Source organism: Pseudodesulfovibrio nedwellii, from assembly GCF_027923765.1.
In the GTDB taxonomy this organism is placed as follows: Bacteria; Desulfobacterota; Desulfovibrionia; order Desulfovibrionales; family Desulfovibrionaceae; genus Pseudodesulfovibrio; species Pseudodesulfovibrio nedwellii.
Genome location: NZ_AP026709.1, coordinates 3549718 through 3566625, shown reverse-complemented (window position 1 = coordinate 3566625; position 16908 = coordinate 3549718). Strand labels below are relative to the sequence as shown.

Annotated in this window: 17 protein-coding genes; 9 read left to right on the top strand and 8 right to left on the bottom strand. The window is 49.7% G+C overall.

Annotated features, from left to right (window positions below):
- Window positions 1–75 precede the first annotated feature (75 nt).
- Window positions 76–1419, bottom strand: coding sequence for a TrpB-like pyridoxal phosphate-dependent enzyme (locus SYK_RS16625; protein ID WP_281761388.1), 1344 nt, complete (start codon window positions 1417–1419; stop codon window positions 76–78).
- 551 nt (window positions 1420–1970) lie between these two features.
- Between SYK_RS16625 and SYK_RS16620 the strand changes: the two genes are divergently transcribed.
- Entirely contained in the window at window positions 1971–3260 is a 1290-nt protein-coding gene (locus tag SYK_RS16620) for a sensor domain-containing diguanylate cyclase (protein WP_281761387.1), read from the top strand.
- 17 nt (window positions 3261–3277) lie between these two features.
- On the opposite strand, the gene SYK_RS16615 is transcribed toward SYK_RS16620, so the two are convergent.
- Window positions 3278–3991, bottom strand: a complete 714-nt coding sequence (locus tag SYK_RS16615; protein ID WP_281761386.1) for an SIR2 family NAD-dependent protein deacylase — start codon at window positions 3989–3991, stop codon at window positions 3278–3280.
- Window positions 3992–4165: 174 nt separating this feature from the next.
- On the opposite strand from SYK_RS16615, the gene icd reads away from it, so the two are divergent.
- The 4 genes from icd to SYK_RS16595 all read left to right on the top strand — a co-directional run bounded on the left by icd (window position 4166) and on the right by SYK_RS16595 (window position 7469).
- Window positions 4166–5308, top strand: coding sequence for an NADP-dependent isocitrate dehydrogenase (gene icd / locus SYK_RS16610; RefSeq protein WP_281761385.1), 1143 nt, complete (start codon window positions 4166–4168; stop codon window positions 5306–5308).
- Window positions 5309–5452: 144 nt separating this feature from the next.
- Window positions 5453–6550, top strand: a complete 1098-nt coding sequence (locus SYK_RS16605) for a class I SAM-dependent methyltransferase (RefSeq protein ID WP_281761384.1) — start codon at window positions 5453–5455, stop codon at window positions 6548–6550.
- A gap of 138 nt (window positions 6551–6688) precedes the next feature.
- Window positions 6689–7243, top strand: a complete 555-nt coding sequence (locus SYK_RS16600; RefSeq protein ID WP_281761383.1) for a HyaD/HybD family hydrogenase maturation endopeptidase — start codon at window positions 6689–6691, stop codon at window positions 7241–7243.
- Window positions 7212–7469, top strand: a complete 258-nt coding sequence (locus SYK_RS16595) for a HypC/HybG/HupF family hydrogenase formation chaperone (protein ID WP_281761382.1) — start codon at window positions 7212–7214, stop codon at window positions 7467–7469. Before SYK_RS16600 ends, SYK_RS16595 begins: the two co-directional genes overlap by 32 nt.
- Before the next feature lie 73 nt (window positions 7470–7542).
- Here the strand turns inward: SYK_RS16595 and SYK_RS16590 are convergent, their stop codons facing one another.
- The 4 genes from SYK_RS16590 to SYK_RS16575 all read right to left on the bottom strand — a co-directional run bounded on the left by SYK_RS16590 (window position 7543) and on the right by SYK_RS16575 (window position 11363).
- Entirely contained in the window at window positions 7543–7875 is a 333-nt protein-coding gene (locus SYK_RS16590) for a DMT family transporter (RefSeq protein WP_353618309.1), read from the bottom strand.
- 24 nt (window positions 7876–7899) lie between these two features.
- Window positions 7900–8391 (bottom strand): hypothetical protein, encoded by a 492-nt coding sequence (locus SYK_RS16585; RefSeq protein WP_281761380.1) that lies wholly within the window; start codon window positions 8389–8391, stop codon window positions 7900–7902.
- Between the two features lie 199 nt (window positions 8392–8590).
- Window positions 8591–10309, bottom strand: coding sequence for a nickel-dependent hydrogenase large subunit (locus SYK_RS16580; protein ID WP_281761379.1), 1719 nt, complete (start codon window positions 10307–10309; stop codon window positions 8591–8593).
- A gap of 67 nt (window positions 10310–10376) precedes the next feature.
- Complete coding sequence (locus SYK_RS16575; RefSeq protein WP_281761378.1) at window positions 10377–11363, bottom strand: hydrogenase small subunit; 987 nt, start codon at window positions 11361–11363, stop codon at window positions 10377–10379.
- A 510-nt stretch (window positions 11364–11873) separates the two neighbouring features.
- On the opposite strand from SYK_RS16575, the gene SYK_RS16570 reads away from it, so the two are divergent.
- From SYK_RS16570 to SYK_RS16555, 4 genes are all read left to right on the top strand, one after another.
- On the top strand, window positions 11874–12173 hold the full coding sequence (locus SYK_RS16570) for an MTH1187 family thiamine-binding protein (protein ID WP_281761377.1): 300 nt from the start codon (window positions 11874–11876) through the stop codon (window positions 12171–12173).
- Entirely contained in the window at window positions 12151–14082 is a 1932-nt protein-coding gene (locus SYK_RS16565; protein WP_281761376.1) for a sensor domain-containing diguanylate cyclase, read from the top strand. Before SYK_RS16570 ends, SYK_RS16565 begins: the two co-directional genes overlap by 23 nt.
- A 65-nt stretch (window positions 14083–14147) precedes the next feature.
- Window positions 14148–14801: a Crp/Fnr family transcriptional regulator gene (locus SYK_RS16560; RefSeq protein WP_281761375.1), complete on the top strand. Its 654-nt coding sequence runs from the start codon at window positions 14148–14150 to the stop codon at window positions 14799–14801.
- A gap of 15 nt (window positions 14802–14816) precedes the next feature.
- Window positions 14817–15356, top strand: coding sequence for a GNAT family N-acetyltransferase (locus SYK_RS16555; protein WP_281761374.1), 540 nt, complete (start codon window positions 14817–14819; stop codon window positions 15354–15356).
- Here SYK_RS16555 and SYK_RS16550 read toward each other — a convergent pair.
- Together SYK_RS16550 and SYK_RS16545 are read right to left on the bottom strand one after the other, a co-directional pair.
- The gene (locus tag SYK_RS16550; protein ID WP_281761373.1) at window positions 15353–16099 is read right to left on the bottom strand and encodes a UPF0280 family protein; all 747 of its coding nucleotides are present in this window, start codon (window positions 16097–16099) and stop codon (window positions 15353–15355) included. The two genes, SYK_RS16555 and SYK_RS16550, sit on opposite strands and share 4 nt — an antisense overlap.
- A gap of 77 nt (window positions 16100–16176) precedes the next feature.
- Entirely contained in the window at window positions 16177–16830 is a 654-nt protein-coding gene (locus SYK_RS16545) for a lactate utilization protein (protein ID WP_281761372.1), read from the bottom strand.
- Window positions 16831–16908: the final 78 nt, after the last annotated feature.

Genomic DNA, 16908 nt, shown 5'->3' with positions numbered 1-16908 from the left:
CGCTTTCGTGGCAAGATACAATGCAAAAAGCCCCGGCACATCACTGTTCCGGGGCTGGTGTCCTTAAAGTATAAACTAATCAATTTTCGGGCAGGCCTTGAGAGCTTCTTCGATATCCCGCTGTGGCAATTCGAAATTGGTGAGCAATCCCTGATTGAAGGCATCATAGGATGCCAAATCAAGCATGCCGTGACCGGAATACAAAAAGACCACGACATCATCAGGACCGGCTGTCTTGGCCACTTCGATGGCTCCCTTGATCGCGTGAGAAGTCTCTGGGGCGGGCAAGAAACCTTCAGTCTCCAAGAAGAGCTTGGCCGCCTCAAAACATTCGGTCTGGAAATAAGCGACAGGTTCAGTCAACCCTTCTTCCACTATATTACAAACAATGGGAGCATCGCCATGATACCGCAAGCCGCCAGCATGGATGGGGGCAGGCATGAAGTCGTGCCCAAGCGTATGCATTTTAACAAGCGGAGTCAGTCGCGCCATATCGCCGAAATCATAACGATATTCACCACGAGTCAATGTCGGACATGCCTTGGGTTCTACCGGAATAAACTTGACCGGATCACCAGCCAATTTTTCGGGCAGGAACGGAAGCACCAATCCACCGAAGTTGGACCCGCCGCCCACACAACCAACGAGATGCGTGACCTTTTCGTCGATCATTTCAAGCTGCTTTTTGACCTCCAAACCGGTGATCGTCTGATGAATAAGTACGTGGTTAAGTACGGAACCAAGCGCGTACTTGGTATTGTCATGAGTGGCAGCATCTTCAACAGCCTCGGAAATAGCCAGGCCGAGACTGCCCTTACAATCCGGGTCCTTTGCCAGCATCTCGCGGCCAGTGCGTGTCTCTTCTGAAGGCGAAGCGAAAATCGTACCGCCGTAAGTGTTGATAAGCATCTTACGGTACGGCTTCATTTCGTAGCTCACCTTGACCATATAAACCACGCATTCCATGTCGAACTGCGAACAGGCAAAAGACAGGGCCGTACCCCATTGGCCTGCGCCGGTCTCGGTGGCAAGGCGTTCAACACCCTCCAACTTGTTGTAATATGCTTGGGGAACAGCGGTGTTGGGCTTATGAGAACCTGCCGGTGAGCCTGACTCGTCTTTGTAGTAAATTTTACATTTGGCACCGATGGCTTTTTCAAGCCTGTCGGCCCGTACCAACGGAGAGGGACGCCACAACTTATACACGTCCAAAACTTCTTCGGGAATGTCGATAAACCGATCCTGACTCATTTCCTGAGCGATAAGCGAATCCGGAAAAATCGGGGCCAGCATGTCGGGTGTGAGGGGTTCCATGGTTTCCGGGTTAAGTGGCGGAGCCATGGGGGTGGGCAGATCCGGCATAGGGTTATACCATTGAGTCGGCATCTGATCCTGAGGTAAAAAGATCTTTTTCAACATTTAAAATTCCTCCAAACAGTTTTGAGAGCTGTATCAAAGATGCACGGGCTTTCCGGCATCATTTCGATGACAATCGATTCATAAAAAAAACCACTGGCGTCACATCCAGCGGCTTCATCCGATTCTCAAACTGCGTGCACAAGCAAACCGTCACCCCTGCGGAATGACGGAAAGACTTCAACACGCGCCTAAGAATCAGGCCGCTTGACGTTACGCCACCCGCGTTCACAAAAGTATGTATATGAGATGGGTGTATTCATAAAAAAATGTTTACGACGATTGGGCGTAAAAAGTCAAGGAAAGCCCGCCCTGCGGGGATAAACTATGAGTCTCGACACTGTAATTGAGGAGGAGTAATTCCTTTTGATAAAATCACTTGGGAGGCTGATACAGCCAAAAATTTCCATATCTGAAAGAAACCCATTAATCATAATATTGAAAGAATTTCAAAAAGCACCTGCATAAAAATCTACCCGGGTTGACGCACCTGATTCCCACTCATAAGATAAGTCATAAACCTTTCCCACGGACCGCACAGCAAAAGGACAATAATGGATTTGCAAAAAGCCCTGGCACGTATAGAAGAACTCGAAGAACAGCTCGAATTACAACGAATGCTGGCAGACAATGCATTTGAAGCCATCGGCGTTTTTGATGACTCCCTGCGCTGCGTTGCGGCTAACAAAGAAGTTACTACAGTTCTCGGGTACTCCCCTGAAGAAGTACCAGGAATCCATCTCTTGGACTGTATGGATAAAGAATACCACACAATTGTGGCCGAAAACGTACACAACAATGTCACTGAACCATACATGGTCTATGGCAAGCGAAAAGATGGTACGACTTTTCCAGCTGAAGGCCGTGGCAGAACGGTCTTTTTCAAAGACAAACGGTATCGTGTAGCAAGCCTTCATGACATCACCTTCCGAAGAACAACCCACGCAGATCTCCAAATAGCCTTGCACGAAATGGAAATCATTTTCGCGAATACCAAAGTCGGCCTCATGTTCCTCAAAGGGGGACGATATGTACGACGGGTCAATCAAACCATGGCTGAAATGTTCGGTTATGATTCACCCGATGACATGCGTGGGCTTAATGTTCGAGAACTTCATCTTTCAGAAAAAAATTTCAATGAGTTTGGCGATATACATTTTTCTTCCTTAGCCGAAGGAGCACAGATTCATATCGAATATCGCCTGCGTAGGAAGGACAACACTGCCATCTGGTGCTCGCTTTCAGGGCAAGCCGTGGACACAGAAAACCCCATAGACCTCAACAAAGGCGTTCTCTGGGTCATTGATGATATTTCAAAACAAAAAGCCGAAGAAGCACGTCTGATTCAATTGGCAACAACAGATGATCTGACCGGTGCACTTTCCAGAAGTGAATTTTACCGACTGGCCGAAAACATTATGGAGAACGAGAATAGGAAAACGGCAGGAAGTGCCTTGCTCATGATCGACCTTGATCATTTCAAAAAGGTCAATGACACATACGGTCATGACGCAGGTGATGCCGTACTGCGAACTTTTGCCCGAGACTGTCGCATGATTCTCCGAGACAAAGACTTGTTCACCCGGCTTGGAGGCGAAGAATTTGCCATCCTGCTGCCTGATTCCGATCTTGGTGGGGCTATTATCGTGGCAGAACGATTACGCAGACGTATCGCCGCATCTAAAGTAACGACCGATAACGGCGATATTTTTTACACTATCAGTATTGGCGTTGCCGGAACCGGATCACACAAAATCAATATGGAAGAACTGCTCCAAAGAGCGGACAAGAGTCTGTATGACGCCAAACATGAAGGACGTAACCGAGTCATCTTCTATGATTAACTCAACAGGTGGGGATCTTACATCCCTACCACTAACTCAGGCAAAATCTTACCCGCCTTTCCATGCAGAGCGAAATCCATCAACCCGGTGTTCGGTGTCGGCTCCAGATTAATCTCCACAGTCACAGCGCCATGGTCCTTGGCCAACTGATAGAAAGACGCGGCCGGTTGCACCAGACCTGATGTTCCTATGGACAAAAAGACATCTGCCTTACTGATTTGATCAATAGCGACTTTCAGCACCCCCGGCACAAGGGGTTCGCCGAACCAGACCACACCAGGCCTGAGTAAATGGCCGCACACCGGACACTCTGGCAATTCCGGCAACGTCGATCTATCTTCGTGAACATGGGTGCACACCGTGCATTTCACCTGCCACAAACTGCCATGCATCTCCATGAGCTTCCGGCTCCCGGCCTTCGCATGCAATCCATCGACATTCTGTGTTATCAGAAGAAAATTCGGTATTTGTCTTTCCATCTCAGCAAGTGCCAAATGAGCCGGATTGGGCACACACTCACTCAGTAATTCACGCCGCCAGTTGTAGAATTCCCACACCAATTCAGGATGCTGAAAAAAGGCGTCAGCCCTTGCCAGATCTTCCGGTCTGTGGTTCTTCCACAATCCTTCACGGCCTCGAAATGTAGGGACCCCACTCTCAGCCGAAATCCCCGCTCCGGTCAGCACGACCACATTCCTGCTTCCATCGAGCAAAGCTTTCACCATTTCCATACTTGCCTGCACCATACCACATACCTCTTGTAACAATTGGATTTATTATAAAATTTTCTCACAATCGCCTCCGCCACACATTGGACGCTGCTTGCAATCTCACCGAATAAACGTCATAGTCCGTTTCCGCATTTCGCGCTCACCCCGCTACGCCCTTGAACAAGGAGGCTCCCTTTGGCAACAAAAACTATATATTACATCGAAGGGGACGGCATCGGCCCTGAAGTATGGAAAGCTGGTCGCCCGGTTCTCGACGCCGCCGTGGCAAAAGCTTACGGCTCGGACAAAGCTCTCGACTGGCAGCTCTTGCTGGCTGGCGAAAAAGCCTACGCCGAAACCGGAGAGCACCTGCCCAAGGCCACCATGGAAACGCTCGCCAAGGCCGACCTCGCCATGAAAGGCCCGCTCAACACTCCCGTTGGTGAAGGGTTCCGCAGTCTGAACGTTACCATGCGTCAGGTCTTCGACCTTTATGCCTGCATCCGACCCATCAAATATTTCAAAGGAATCGAATCCCCTGTCAAACGGCCCGATCTGGTTGACATGGTTGTTTTCCGCGAAAACACCGAGGATGTCTACGCCGGTATTGAATACCAGTCCGCCACCCCGGAAGCCAAGAAGTTAATCGAGTTTCTGGTGGAAGAATTCGGCGCCAAAATTGACCCCACCGCAGGTATAGGCATCAAGCCCATCACCCCTGCCGGTTCCAAACGTCTCGTCAAAAAAGCCCTTGATTACGCCATTGCCGAAGGCAAACCGTCTGTAACCCTCGTTCATAAAGGCAACATCATGAAATACACCGAGGGCGGCTTCCGCGCTTGGGGGTATGAATTGGCAGACGAAGAATACGCAGGCAAAATCATACGCGAAGGCGAAAAAGGGGCCGGCGTTATCCTCAAGGATCGCATTGCCGACGCCATGTTCCAGAATGCGCTCATGTACCCTGAACAGTACTCGGTACTCGCTACTACCAACCTTAACGGCGACTACATTTCCGACGCACTAGCCGCACAGGTTGGAGGCCTCGGCCTTGCCCCCGGCGTTAATATGGGCGATAATCTGGCTTTATTCGAACCCACTCACGGCACGGCTCCAACTATCGCAGGCAAGGATATGGCCAACCCCGGCTCCCTGATCCTGTCCGGTGCCATGATGCTCGAACACATCGGTTGGCATGAAGCTGCCGCGCTCATTCACAAAGCCGTGGAAGCAGCATTAACCGACAAAAAAGTCACTGTGGATCTCGCTGCTCAAATCAACGGCGCCACTCAGGTCGGCTGTCAAGAATTCGGCGATATCCTGCTGAACAATCTCTAGTAAAATTCCTCCCGTAATACCCAAACCGTCCGATCAGAAGATCGGACGGTTTTTTTGTATCCATTCACAAAACTGTTGGCATGGTACATGCATTTTTTGCAGCAAGACACTCTCACACGACAGGAACCATAAGGAGACACAGGCGTGTACCTCAAAGAATTGCAAGAAAACTGGAATACTTTCGGTGAAGAAGACGCTATGTGGTCTATTTATTCCACACCAGAAAAAAAACATAACCAGTGGGATGAAAGAGATTTTTTCAGAACAGGCATCCAATGCATCACCCATCTTTCGACCTGGATGGAAAACAACGGGCTCCCCAAACGCCGCCTGACCGCTCTGGACTTCGGCTGTGGTGTTGGAAGATTGACACAAGCCCTTTGCGCACATTTTGACTGCTGTGTGGGGGTCGATATTGCCCCATCCATGATCAAACAGGCCAAACAACTCAACAAACACGGCAAACACTGTGTGTATCGACTCAATGAAACAGATGACCTGCGAGTCTTTCCTGATGAAAGCTACGACCTTATATACACGGAACATGTATTACAACACATACACCCTCAGGTAGCGCTCAGATACATTGCCGAATTTATCCGCATCCTTCGTCCTGAGGGCCTCGCCTGTTTCCACTGCCCGAGTGCCTCAGCCACACACGCCTATCCGGCTGAAGGCATCGCCTGCTCGCTCGATAGCACTGTCAACAAAATCGCCATGGAACACATGGGTCTGGTATCAATTCCAGTGCGCGTAACCAACACTGGCAACCATCCCATTGGTGTAAACAAAACAACTAATGCTCCGGCCAGAATTTGGCATCACTGGGCTAACCAGAACACTGGTGAAATGATACAGATGCACGGCTATACCAATGTCCCGGCCACGCTTATCGAACCGGGAAAATCTCTTGAATTTGAATACAAAGCTGCATCGCCACCGACACCCGACACCTATGAACTGGTCCTGAATCCGACCAATTATTTCAACATCCCACTCACTGATTCCATCAATGACTTAATTACTCTTTCCGTAGAAGTAACACCTCAACCTGTAAAAAAGTCCGCTTCTCAAACCGGAATATCTTCTACCAAAAGGCCGAGGAGTGAAAGTCACGCTATCCCGATCGAAGCGGTCACACGGGTCGTCGAACTGGCGGGTGGTCGCATAGTGAACGTGGAAAGTTCTCAGGTCTCCCCCGGATCTGTCGTGAAAACATTTTACTACGCCACTCGAAGCTAAAACTTCACATTTTTCCCACTTGGCAGGTTCCAGCATAAAGCCGGGATCTGCTTTTTTTTACGATAAAATTCACCAGACTTTCCCTGTCGAAGCATATTAGGTGTTGCCAAAATCGATATGGTCGACTAAATGAAAAACATGCCTAAAAATGACAAACAAATTCTCATTCTGGGCGTCGGAAATGTCCTGTACACGGATGAAGGTTTCGGCGTTCGGATTGCTGAGGAACTTGAACAGAAGTATGAGTTTTCCCCCAATGTTACCGTCATGGACGGTGGCACCTTGGGACTGCGGCTCATGGGTCCGATCATGGATTCAGACTATCTGATCATCGTTGACATCGTCCTGAATGACGGCAAGCCCGGTGAAGTTTTCCGCCTACTCGGCGAAAATCTGAACAAGGCATGTGCCTTCAAGAACTCCATGCACCAGACTGACTTGCTCGACACGTTAGCGAATTGCAGTATCATGGGGGAAACACCGGATGACGTCATCCTTTACGGCATTGAACCGTTTAACTTCAAAGACATGTCTGCTGCGTTGTCACCAGAGCTTGAAACCAAGCTCCCCGAAGTGATTGATGCAGTCCTGCAAGAAGTAAAAAAAGCCGGTGGGACATATACGTCCCGTTCCATGACGAACCCTGCAACGGAGAAAATCTATGTGCCTCGCGATACCAGCCGAAATTCTTGAAATATCTGACGGTGTTGCCACCTGCAAAGTGGGTGAAGGCAACACCACTGTCCAGGCTTCCATCATGTTAATGGACGAAAAAGTGACCATTGGTGATTACATCATCATTCACGCTGGCTTTGCCCTGCGCAAGCTCGATCCCAAAGAGGCGCAGGAAACATTAAAAATCCTGCGTGACATGGTAGAGCTTATGGGTGGCGAAAAATATCAGCACGACATGCTGTAAACCGACGAATTATACCACACGAAAAAGCCCGGACCATAAATGGTCCGGGCTTTTTTATTGTTCACACTTTTATCTAATGACTTATTGTTTTCGAAAACAAATTCATAACTGCTACACCAGCAATAATCAGCCCCATACCAATCATTGCTGGAACATCAGGGATCTGCTTGTAAAAATATGCTCCAAGAATACCGACGAGAACAATGCCAGCACCAGACCAGATGGCGTATGTGACGCCGACAGGAACCGAGTTGAGCACCAAACTTAGAAAATAGAAAGACAACCCGTAGCTCGTGGCACAGGCAAGGCTCGGCCACACCCGAGTAAATCCTTTGCACGCTGGAAGAAATAATGTTGCGGTAACTTCGGAAACAATGGCAATAGCCAACCAAAAATATCCCATGATAAATCCCGATGAATATGATGACAGTTATACCCGAGCTTTTTTGCCGGGCATGAAAGAAGTACGGAGAAAAGTCGGGCTGATAAAAGAAAATGGATTACGAACGACAGTATCGGGCAGAATGTGGTACCAACGATAGCCAAGCTGACGAAAATAGTCTCTCGCACGTTCGTAATGTCCAGACTCACGAGCGGCGTGAAGTGCGGCATCCCGCTGGCATCGAGAACGCGCCAATGGTTCCAATATACGTTCGCTAAAACCGTATTTAAGCAACATCCCCTTGATACGCTTGTATTCCCTATGGCGAGAGACACCATCGGCCAAAGCGAATACTGCAACCACCAACCAGCACACTCCCCACCAGCCAAAAACAGCGGCCTGCGGGAAATCGCCAGTTGTCCAATGAATAATCCCTGCCCATTTGAGGCCAATGGCCAACAGTAATGATGTCACCCCGGTCATATATGGCCAGGGCGCAGCTTTAACGTAACGCAAAGCATTTTTCATTCTACGGCTCATAAGATTCTACCCTCTGCCCCAAATTCGTATCCCAGCTTATCCGGCCGGTCAATTCCTACCACGCTCCCAATCAGAATCACCACTACAAGTGTCCCTTTCTTCGACGCACTCACATCATTGCAGAAATGAAATTCATACGACAAAAAGAGAGCCCGGCCTAAGCCGAACTCTCTTATAAGTGCGTTCGAATCTGTAGAGACTACAGGATACGGAACTTCTTGACGTTACCGGTCTTGTTGTCAATGACATGCACGCCACAGGCGATGCAGGGGTCATAGGAGTGGACGGTACGCAGGATCTCGACCGGGCGTTCCGGATCGGCGATCGGTGTGTTGTCCAGCAGAGCTTCTTCAGTCGGACCAGGAATGTCATTGTCACAGCGGGGGCCGAGGTTCCAGGTGGACGGAACCACGAGCTGGAAGTTGTCGATCTTGCTGTCTTTAATGCTCATCCAATGGCTCAGAGCACCACGAGGAGCGTTGACGTAACCGACACCCTGTGCTTCGGCGGGCATATCCCAATCCTTGCAGATGTCGATATTGCCCTTGGCAACGTTTTCTTTCAGGTCGTTGACCCAATCACCAGTCTTGAGGGCGGTTACGAGGCATTCAATGCCGCGAGCGCCGGTACGACCGAGAGTGGAGAACAGAGCTTCTGCGCCCACGCCGAGTTTTTCAAGTACGAAGTTGGTGTACTTGACGAATTCGGGCTGACCTTTACCGTAGTTAACGAGGCAAGTAGCCAGGGGGCCAACCTCAACGGCTTTGCCGTTGTAGCGAGGAGCCTTCATCCAGGAGTACTTGGTCTTGTCGTCCAGGCTTGTGTACATGGGATCAGTGACACCTGCATAAGGATGCTTCGGAGAATCTTCCTTATACCAGGAGTGCTTGACGTGTTCTTCGATCATGGAAGGATCAAAGTCCTGCACGTTGGTGAAGTCACGGTTCATGATAACGCCCGGCTTGACATAGCGGGAGTTCAGATCGGCTTCGCCGCCCTGTGCGGGATATTCGCCGAAGCTCATGAAGTTGGTAGTACCACCAATAGAAGCCCAGTCTTTGTAGTAGCTGGCGACAGCAATGAGGTCAGGGATGTAACAATCAAGGATGAAGTCCATGATGTCAGAGTACAGAGCCAGGAAGTCATTGATGTACTTGTCGGTGAGACCTTCGTAGCAGGTCACGCCGCCCATGACAGTAAACTGGGTATGCGGGTTCTTTGCACCAAAGACAGCCATGGCACGAGCGGCCTTGACCTGCAGGTGCAGAGCATTCAGATAGTGATTGGTAGCCAACAGGTTAACTTCGGGCGGCAGGACGTAAGCCGGATGGCCACCGAGGAAGTAAGCGTTGGTGAAGATGCCGAGACGACCGGAGTCGACGATGCCCTTAACGGTGTCCTTGGTCTTCTGAAGGTCTTCCTTGCTGGAAACGATCTTCGGATCCTGACGGACAGTCTTGGAAACGGCAACTGCGATTTCTGCGGTCTTGTCTACGTCGGCGGACAGGCAACCTGTTACATCGACGAAGTCAAGAGCATGCAGATGATAGAAATGCACGATATGATCATGCATGAACTGCGCAGCCATCACCAAGTTACGGATGATAGTAGCATTGTGGGGCAGTTCTTTATCAACGCCAACGGCGTTGTCAACACAGCGGATGGATGCGAGTGCATGCACGTAAGTGCAGACACCGCAAGAACGCTGGGTGAAGTGCTGGGCATCGCGGGGATCACGGCCTTTCAGGATGATCTCCAGACCGCGGAACAGCTGGGAGCTGCTGCGGACGTCTACGATTTTGCCGTCTTCGACCACGGCTTCAACGCGAAGGTGACCTTCGATCCTAGTGACCGGGTCAACTACGACATCGTGTTTCCCGTGCGCCATCGGGGCGGCTTTAGGGGAGCAACCAGACATATTGTATCCTCCTTAAGAATTCTAACTTGTCTGCTTTAGTTAAGCGAAACGTTACGCCGCACAGAACTTACAGTTCGGTGAGGTCGGCGTACATGTGAGTTTCGCCATCCCAGTCAGCACCATCCCAGAAATCAGGCTGAGAACAGCCGATGCAGGGGTGGCCAGCCTGGACAGGCCAGTTATACTGATTGAACTTGACTGTAGCGCAGTTGTTGTAGGTCTCAGGACCGCGACAACCGAGCTTACGCAGACACCAGCCCTTGCGAGCTTCCTCGGAACCGAAGGAAGGTGCAAACTGGTCATTATCAAAGAACTCCTGCCTGGGGCAGTTATCATGCACGGTTTCACCGTAGAAGGGTACCGGACGGCCGACATCGTCGAGTTCCGGGATGCCCTTGGTCAGGAAATGCACGATTGTACCAACCAGGGAGAACGGGTTCGGCGGACAGCCAGGCACGTTAATGATGGCCTTACCGGGGAACAGTTCACCAACGCCCTTTGCGGCAGTCGGATTCGGAGCGGCTTTCTGTACGCCACCGTAGGCGGCACAGGTACCGTATGTAATGGTAGCGGCAGCGGCCTCAACGACCTTGGTAGTGTTTTCGAGCATTGTATGCCCGCCAACCTTACCGTGTGCACCAGGCTCCATGGCTGTTCCAGCCGGAGCGGTGGGAACGCCACCTTCGATGACTGCAACAAAGTTGCCGCCAGCGACGGTATCCCACAGAGCTTTTTCAGCTGCGTGGCCCGCTGCTGCCATGAGAGTCTCATGGTAGTTCAGCGAGATGTAGTCCAGAATAAGGGCATCGACATAAGGCTCGACAGTCCTCAGAATGGATTCGGAACAACCAGTACATTCAGCATTGTGCAGCCAAACGACGTCGGGCCTGTTGTCACTTGTGAGAGCTTCGGCGACTTTCGGAGCGAAAGCCGGACCCATGCCCATCACTGCGGCCACGGTTCCGCAGAACTTCATGAAATCACGGCGAGAGACACCGCGTTTTTCCAGCCGTTCCACGGCTCCTTCCTTGCCATGACCTACGGAAAATTTCATAGAACACCTCCGTAATAAAATGAGTCTGTTATGACGTGAGAACACCGTTATCCTCTTTGCATAACCGTCGGGCACACGCCCGAACTCGGACCTAAACCATCTTTTATGCTACGCTTTCAATAAACGTAGCACTTTTAACACTCTTTTCCCGAGTTCGTGCTATAACCCCCCGGAAAAATTAATTAACAATCTCGTAGCGCGGTTTACAAACAAAATCAATAGGGAACTGTAAAAAACTTTCAAGCGAATCGGCACGCTACATGCTCTGACAGCACTCTTTTTGAGAGTCAAAAACAGCCTCAAAACCCCGACAGCAAGCCAATTTATCCCATATTCTCAATGGACATAAGTGCAACAATTCACAACCGTTCACACAGACTTATCCATGTTTCAAATCTCTTTTTCCGTAACACAGTTGTTCCAAATATAATTGACTTGGACACCTCCACGAACCTAGACTATAGTACTGTTGATAATTTTAAAATTTCACTTTTACTTTCAAGGATTTTCATGAGCGTCATCATCGATTTTTCCATTTTTCCCATGGACAAAGGGGACAAAAGCCTGAGTCCATATGTAGCACGAGCGCTTAACATCATTGAGCAATCCGGGCTGTCATACCAACTCGGCCCCATGGGTACATCCATTGAAGGAGAATGGGAAGAGGTCATGGCGGTTGTCGATGCCTGTTATCAAGAAATCAAAGATGATTCTGACCGTATTTTTCTGAACTTCAAAGCCGACTGCAAAAAAGGACGCAGCAACGGTCTCACCAACAAAGTGCGTAGTGTCCAAGACAAACGACGGTAAGGCCGCTATGTCCTCTTATTCCAACTCACTCTTCATCAAATTTCTAGCGCGAACGCTTCCTCCTCTTCTTACGGCTGCCCTTCTTATAATGTTGTTCTTCGGATACACGACCCAGCATGACATCAGAAATGAAATCGATACCGACGTTGAGGTCTTCGCCACTTCCCTCAGTCGAATCCTTGACGATCTCATGTGGAATTTTCAAACTGAAGAGTTGGTCAGTGCTCTTGGAACTATTACCAGTAATCCGGCTATGATGGGTGCGCAACTGTTCGACCAGAAGGACAGCAGCTTCCTTACATACGGAGTGCTTCCCGAAGAAGATCCCGAGATCCTGACTATTGAACAAGAAATATACAAACAACAACCGGATGGGAGCCGCATTGATCTCGGCAGATTGGAAGTCTATTACTCTTACGCCGACGCGGACAAACAGTTCCGCCAATATATCACAGGACAGGCCATACGTTTCTTTCTGAGTATTCTCGTCTTCACCATTGCGGGCATATATGCTTACCACTCCACCATCGGCACCCCGCTCAAAAAGTTACTGCACGCTATCCGAGCCACTGAAGGGACCGGCCAATGGGCTCAGGTATCATGGCAAAGTAACGATGAAATCGGCGAAGTAATTTCAGCGCACAATTCATTAATACGACATGTCTCACAAAAAGAAGCGGCCTTGGCCGACAGTAAACAACGATATCGCCAACTTTTCGACAACGCGCTAGTCGGCATTTATCAAGTCCGTCCTGACGGCACTATCAAAGAAGCCAATAAGACTATCGCAGAAATCATGGGATACGCATCCGTCGAAGAAATGAACGGTGAAAATGCCAACTTGCATTATGCCGACATTACAGATCGAGAAAAACTCTGGACTGAACTCAACACCACAGGGGAGATCTCCAATTTCCAAACCAGACTGCTCCGCAAAGACGGAACTATCATCTGGGTCGAAATGAGTGGCAGAATTAACCCCGACGACTCCTTCAACGGTGTTCTTCAAGACGTTACAGCACAGATGGAAGCTCGAAAGGCATTGAAAGAACGAGATGAACTGCATCGAGCTTTTTTTGAAGACAACAAAGCGGTCATGCTGCTTCATGACCCCTTGGATTCAAACATCCAATTCGTCAACCCTGCGGCTTGCCAATACTATGGATATTCCAATGAAGAACTGACCTCCATGTCCATCCGCGACCTGGACTGCATGTCGGACAAGGAAATGTTCAACGAACTCCAGAAGGCGACCACAGAACGACGAAACTACTTCAAGCATTGCCACACACTCAAAGACGGCACCAAACGTCACGTCGAAGTCTTCACCGGGCCGGTATCTCTGGCCAACCGTCAACTGCACTACTCCATTGTCCTCGACGTAACCGAAAAACGTCGTTTGGAGGCCAAGCTTGAACGGATGGCCACCCGAGACCAACTCACCGGGGCATACAACCGTCACGCTTTTTTCCAAATCGCACGGGACGAAATTGTCAGAACGCAACGTTTTAATCGCTCCATGGCTGTGCTCATGTTTGACCTCGATCATTTCAAACGAGTCAATGACACTTACGGCCATGCTATCGGCGATGAAGTCTTGCGCACCTTTGCCCTACGTTGTCGAGCCGACCTGCGACAAAGCGATATCTTCGCACGTCTGGGCGGTGAAGAATTCGCCGCCATCCTTGTTGAGACAAATGAGGAGCGGGCTATGGAAGTAGCGGAACGCATCCGTTCCATTGCGGCCAACAAGCCTATCCCCACAGAAGAAGCAAAATTAATCGTCACGGTCAGCATAGGCGTTGCTTCCATTCAAGAAAATGATACTGTTGCCAGAATTCTCAAACGTGCGGACGCCGCTCTTTACAGGGCCAAAGAGTCCGGGCGCAACTCGATCGTTAAAGAGTAACTGTCACGCCTAACACCAAAAGCCTAAAAAAAAAGACGTAACGCCATTGAAAGAGGAGCAATTCCGTGTCCATCATCGCACAACAGACAGTCCAAATGAAGCAGGTTTCCCGAGGGAATTACCTGATGCGCAATGTGCTCAAGCATAACGCAGTCTTCAATGAAGGAAGCAAAGGAGATGCGGCCTATATTCTAACTGAAGGCAAAATCGAAATTTCCGGCATAATAGAAAGTCACAAAAAAGTTTTCGCAATTCTCAACCCCATCTCGATTTTCGGTGAAATGGCCCTCTTCCTTGATGATGGAGTGCGCACAGCCACAGCCATCGCCCTTGAAGACTCCAAAGTTGTTGTGGTGACAAAGGATGATCTGGATGAATTCATGCACGATTCACCCAAAGTGATCGCCTCGATAATCACTGTTCTGGTCAGTCGCCTCAAAACCACCACCCGCAAGGCCATGAAAGTCCCCTCCATCGGCCTCGGCATCGTTCGCATCTTCGACCTGTTCTCGACTTGTGGAAAGATGGAATTAAAATACAACCCCACGATCAAAACCTTTGCCGACACCTTCGTGACCACCACGGAAAAAATCGAACAATACATCCATGGGCTTGCAGATCAAGGGTTGCTTATTCTCGGTCGTGACGCTAACGACAACCGCATCATTCGCATCCGCGAACGAGAAATGCTCCACGCGGTCATGCAAAAAAAGGAATAACCAAACGGCCACATCATGCCTAACTTTTCCGACATTACAGTGCACACGCAACGGTGCACTCTCCGTTCATGGTGCATGGACGACGCCTCACGCCTCTCATCCATTGCAAATACCCGAGATATTTCCTGGAACACCTCATACAAGTTCCCCTACCCGTTCGACAGCCAGGCCGCGCAACGTTTTATTATGTTCAACACCACCGACACCGGGAACGGGACATGGCAATTCGCCGTCCTGCTTGACGGCACTCTCGTCGGTGGATGTGGAGCTATTCGCGGAACAGACGTCCAAAGCCACACCGCCGTCATCGGCTATTGGCTTGGTGTGGAATACTGGGGGCAGGGAATCGCTACTGAAATTCTTGGTGCTCTCGTGACATACATGCACGACGAAACCGACATTGAACAACTGTCGGCTACGGGATATGGCTGGAACCCAGCCTCGGAGCGTGTACTGACCAAGAATGGCTTCATCAAGGAAGGCGTCCGCAAAGGCGTAGTCAAAAAATGGGACAAGACCACTGATCTTTGGATTTACGGCAAATTGCTTCGTTAATCCAACGCCACCAATTCGAGGTCACCCCAGGCAGCAACCTTCTGATCATATTGGGCAAATACGCCCTCCAAACCATACTCTGCAAACTGCTTGGCACGTTTAAGCACACGATCCATATCATCCTCTGACCGTAATTCATTGCACAAGGCCGTGGCTGCGGCATCTGCAAACCGGGCATCACGTGCACGTACAGCCACTAGATCCCCCAACCCCAGGCTCAAGGAATGACCGATGGTGCCGCTAGAAGCACAAATCGCTGTCGGAAATCCGCCCGCCTCAAGCCGCAACCCGATGGAAGCCCCGGATTCAGGCTCGGATAACAAAGCCACCACACGCTCACGCGTAGAGTGCATGTACGTATCACCACCATTTTCCACAAGAAGATTTGGACTACGACCAACAAATGCGTCTCCAACAGCCTGAGCGATTGCGCCAGCCACAGCAGCCATGGGGCCGACACCGCATACAGCACTGGCTTGCGCCATGTCCCGAATGATATCAGGCGCATCTTCCGAGACTGATATCGGCACAAGGCTCTCCGCGAACTCTGGATGAAACATGATCCAATTCTTCAGATCTCCGCGAACCTTCCTGACAAAAGCTGCAATGTCCTCCTGCAAATCACACTCTGCAACAACAAGCAGATCTGTCTGTTCCATAGCAACCTGAAAACGCACCTCACCAGAATGTGGCTGGACAAGGTTACGATAAATACGATCTGTGGAAAGATGACGACCCGCCATTACCAACGACTCCCGACGACTGTTCCTAATTTGGAACAGTAAAGGAACAGGGTTACGAACACATTATCCACACTTTTTTAGAAACCGAGATCATCATTAATCAAAACAACCTTGATTCGTCCCTTGGGAAAAGATTTTTCAGTAATAGTCCATACATTACAAATACGTTGAGGAGAATCACAATCCATACAGTATCCAGCCTTGACGCACGGAGTCTTCATATCCAGCCGCATGGTGTTAACCGGAGCGACATATTCCTTGATCCGGTCCATGGCCCGCTGAAGATCTGGAACAAGTTTATTCCGACTGACCAAAATGACCACATTTTTAGGACCGAAAGTAATGGCTCCTGTCCTGTTGCCAATCATATCCAGATTCACGAGATGCCCATCTTCGGTGATGGCATTGGTCCCGCAAAAGAAACAATCAACCAGCAGTGCCTGCCGACGGCGTTCATTTTTGTCCTCATTGGACAGGGACTTATCCCAAGTATCCAACGACTCATACTCGTCACTATCCCGTAAAAATTCATGCAGTCCAGTGGCAGCCAAAGTTAACGAACCACCCCAGGATACGGTTTGAGGCTTAAGCTGAGGCAGGATTTCATCGGTGACAATACTTTTGGCAGAGTCTGCCGAGTCCGCCAAATAGACATCAAATCCATTCTTGGTCAACCGCTGCTTCAATTCCCTAAGATTAATATCCCAAAAATTTTCTATCGGTTTATCCATAAAAACTCTCCGTGCTATTATAATGAATATATGTGACGATTCAAAAAATGAGAATTTTTTACTCGCCTTCCGTTGAGA

Coding starts and splice junctions, on each gene's coding strand:
- SYK_RS16595 (WP_281761382.1), top strand. CDS start 7,212: ATGTGCCTCGCGATACCAGCCGAAATTCTTGAAATATCTGACGGTGTT.
- SYK_RS16555 (WP_281761374.1), top strand. CDS start 14,817: ATGCCTAACTTTTCCGACATTACAGTGCACACGCAACGGTGCACTCTC.
- SYK_RS16545 (WP_281761372.1), bottom strand. CDS start 16,830: ATGGATAAACCGATAGAAAATTTTTGGGATATTAATCTTAGGGAATTG.
- SYK_RS16550 (WP_281761373.1), bottom strand. CDS start 16,099: ATGGCGGGTCGTCATCTTTCCACAGATCGTATTTATCGTAACCTTGTC.
- SYK_RS16575 (WP_281761378.1), bottom strand. CDS start 11,363: ATGAAATTTTCCGTAGGTCATGGCAAGGAAGGAGCCGTGGAACGGCTG.
- SYK_RS16620 (WP_281761387.1), top strand. CDS start 1,971: ATGGATTTGCAAAAAGCCCTGGCACGTATAGAAGAACTCGAAGAACAG.
- SYK_RS16585 (WP_281761380.1), bottom strand. CDS start 8,391: ATGAGCCGTAGAATGAAAAATGCTTTGCGTTACGTTAAAGCTGCGCCC.
- SYK_RS16580 (WP_281761379.1), bottom strand. CDS start 10,309: ATGTCTGGTTGCTCCCCTAAAGCCGCCCCGATGGCGCACGGGAAACAC.
- SYK_RS16600 (WP_281761383.1), top strand. CDS start 6,689: ATGCCTAAAAATGACAAACAAATTCTCATTCTGGGCGTCGGAAATGTC.
- SYK_RS16615 (WP_281761386.1), bottom strand. CDS start 3,991: ATGGAAATGGTGAAAGCTTTGCTCGATGGAAGCAGGAATGTGGTCGTG.
- SYK_RS16625 (WP_281761388.1), bottom strand. CDS start 1,419: ATGTTGAAAAAGATCTTTTTACCTCAGGATCAGATGCCGACTCAATGG.
- SYK_RS16570 (WP_281761377.1), top strand. CDS start 11,874: ATGAGCGTCATCATCGATTTTTCCATTTTTCCCATGGACAAAGGGGAC.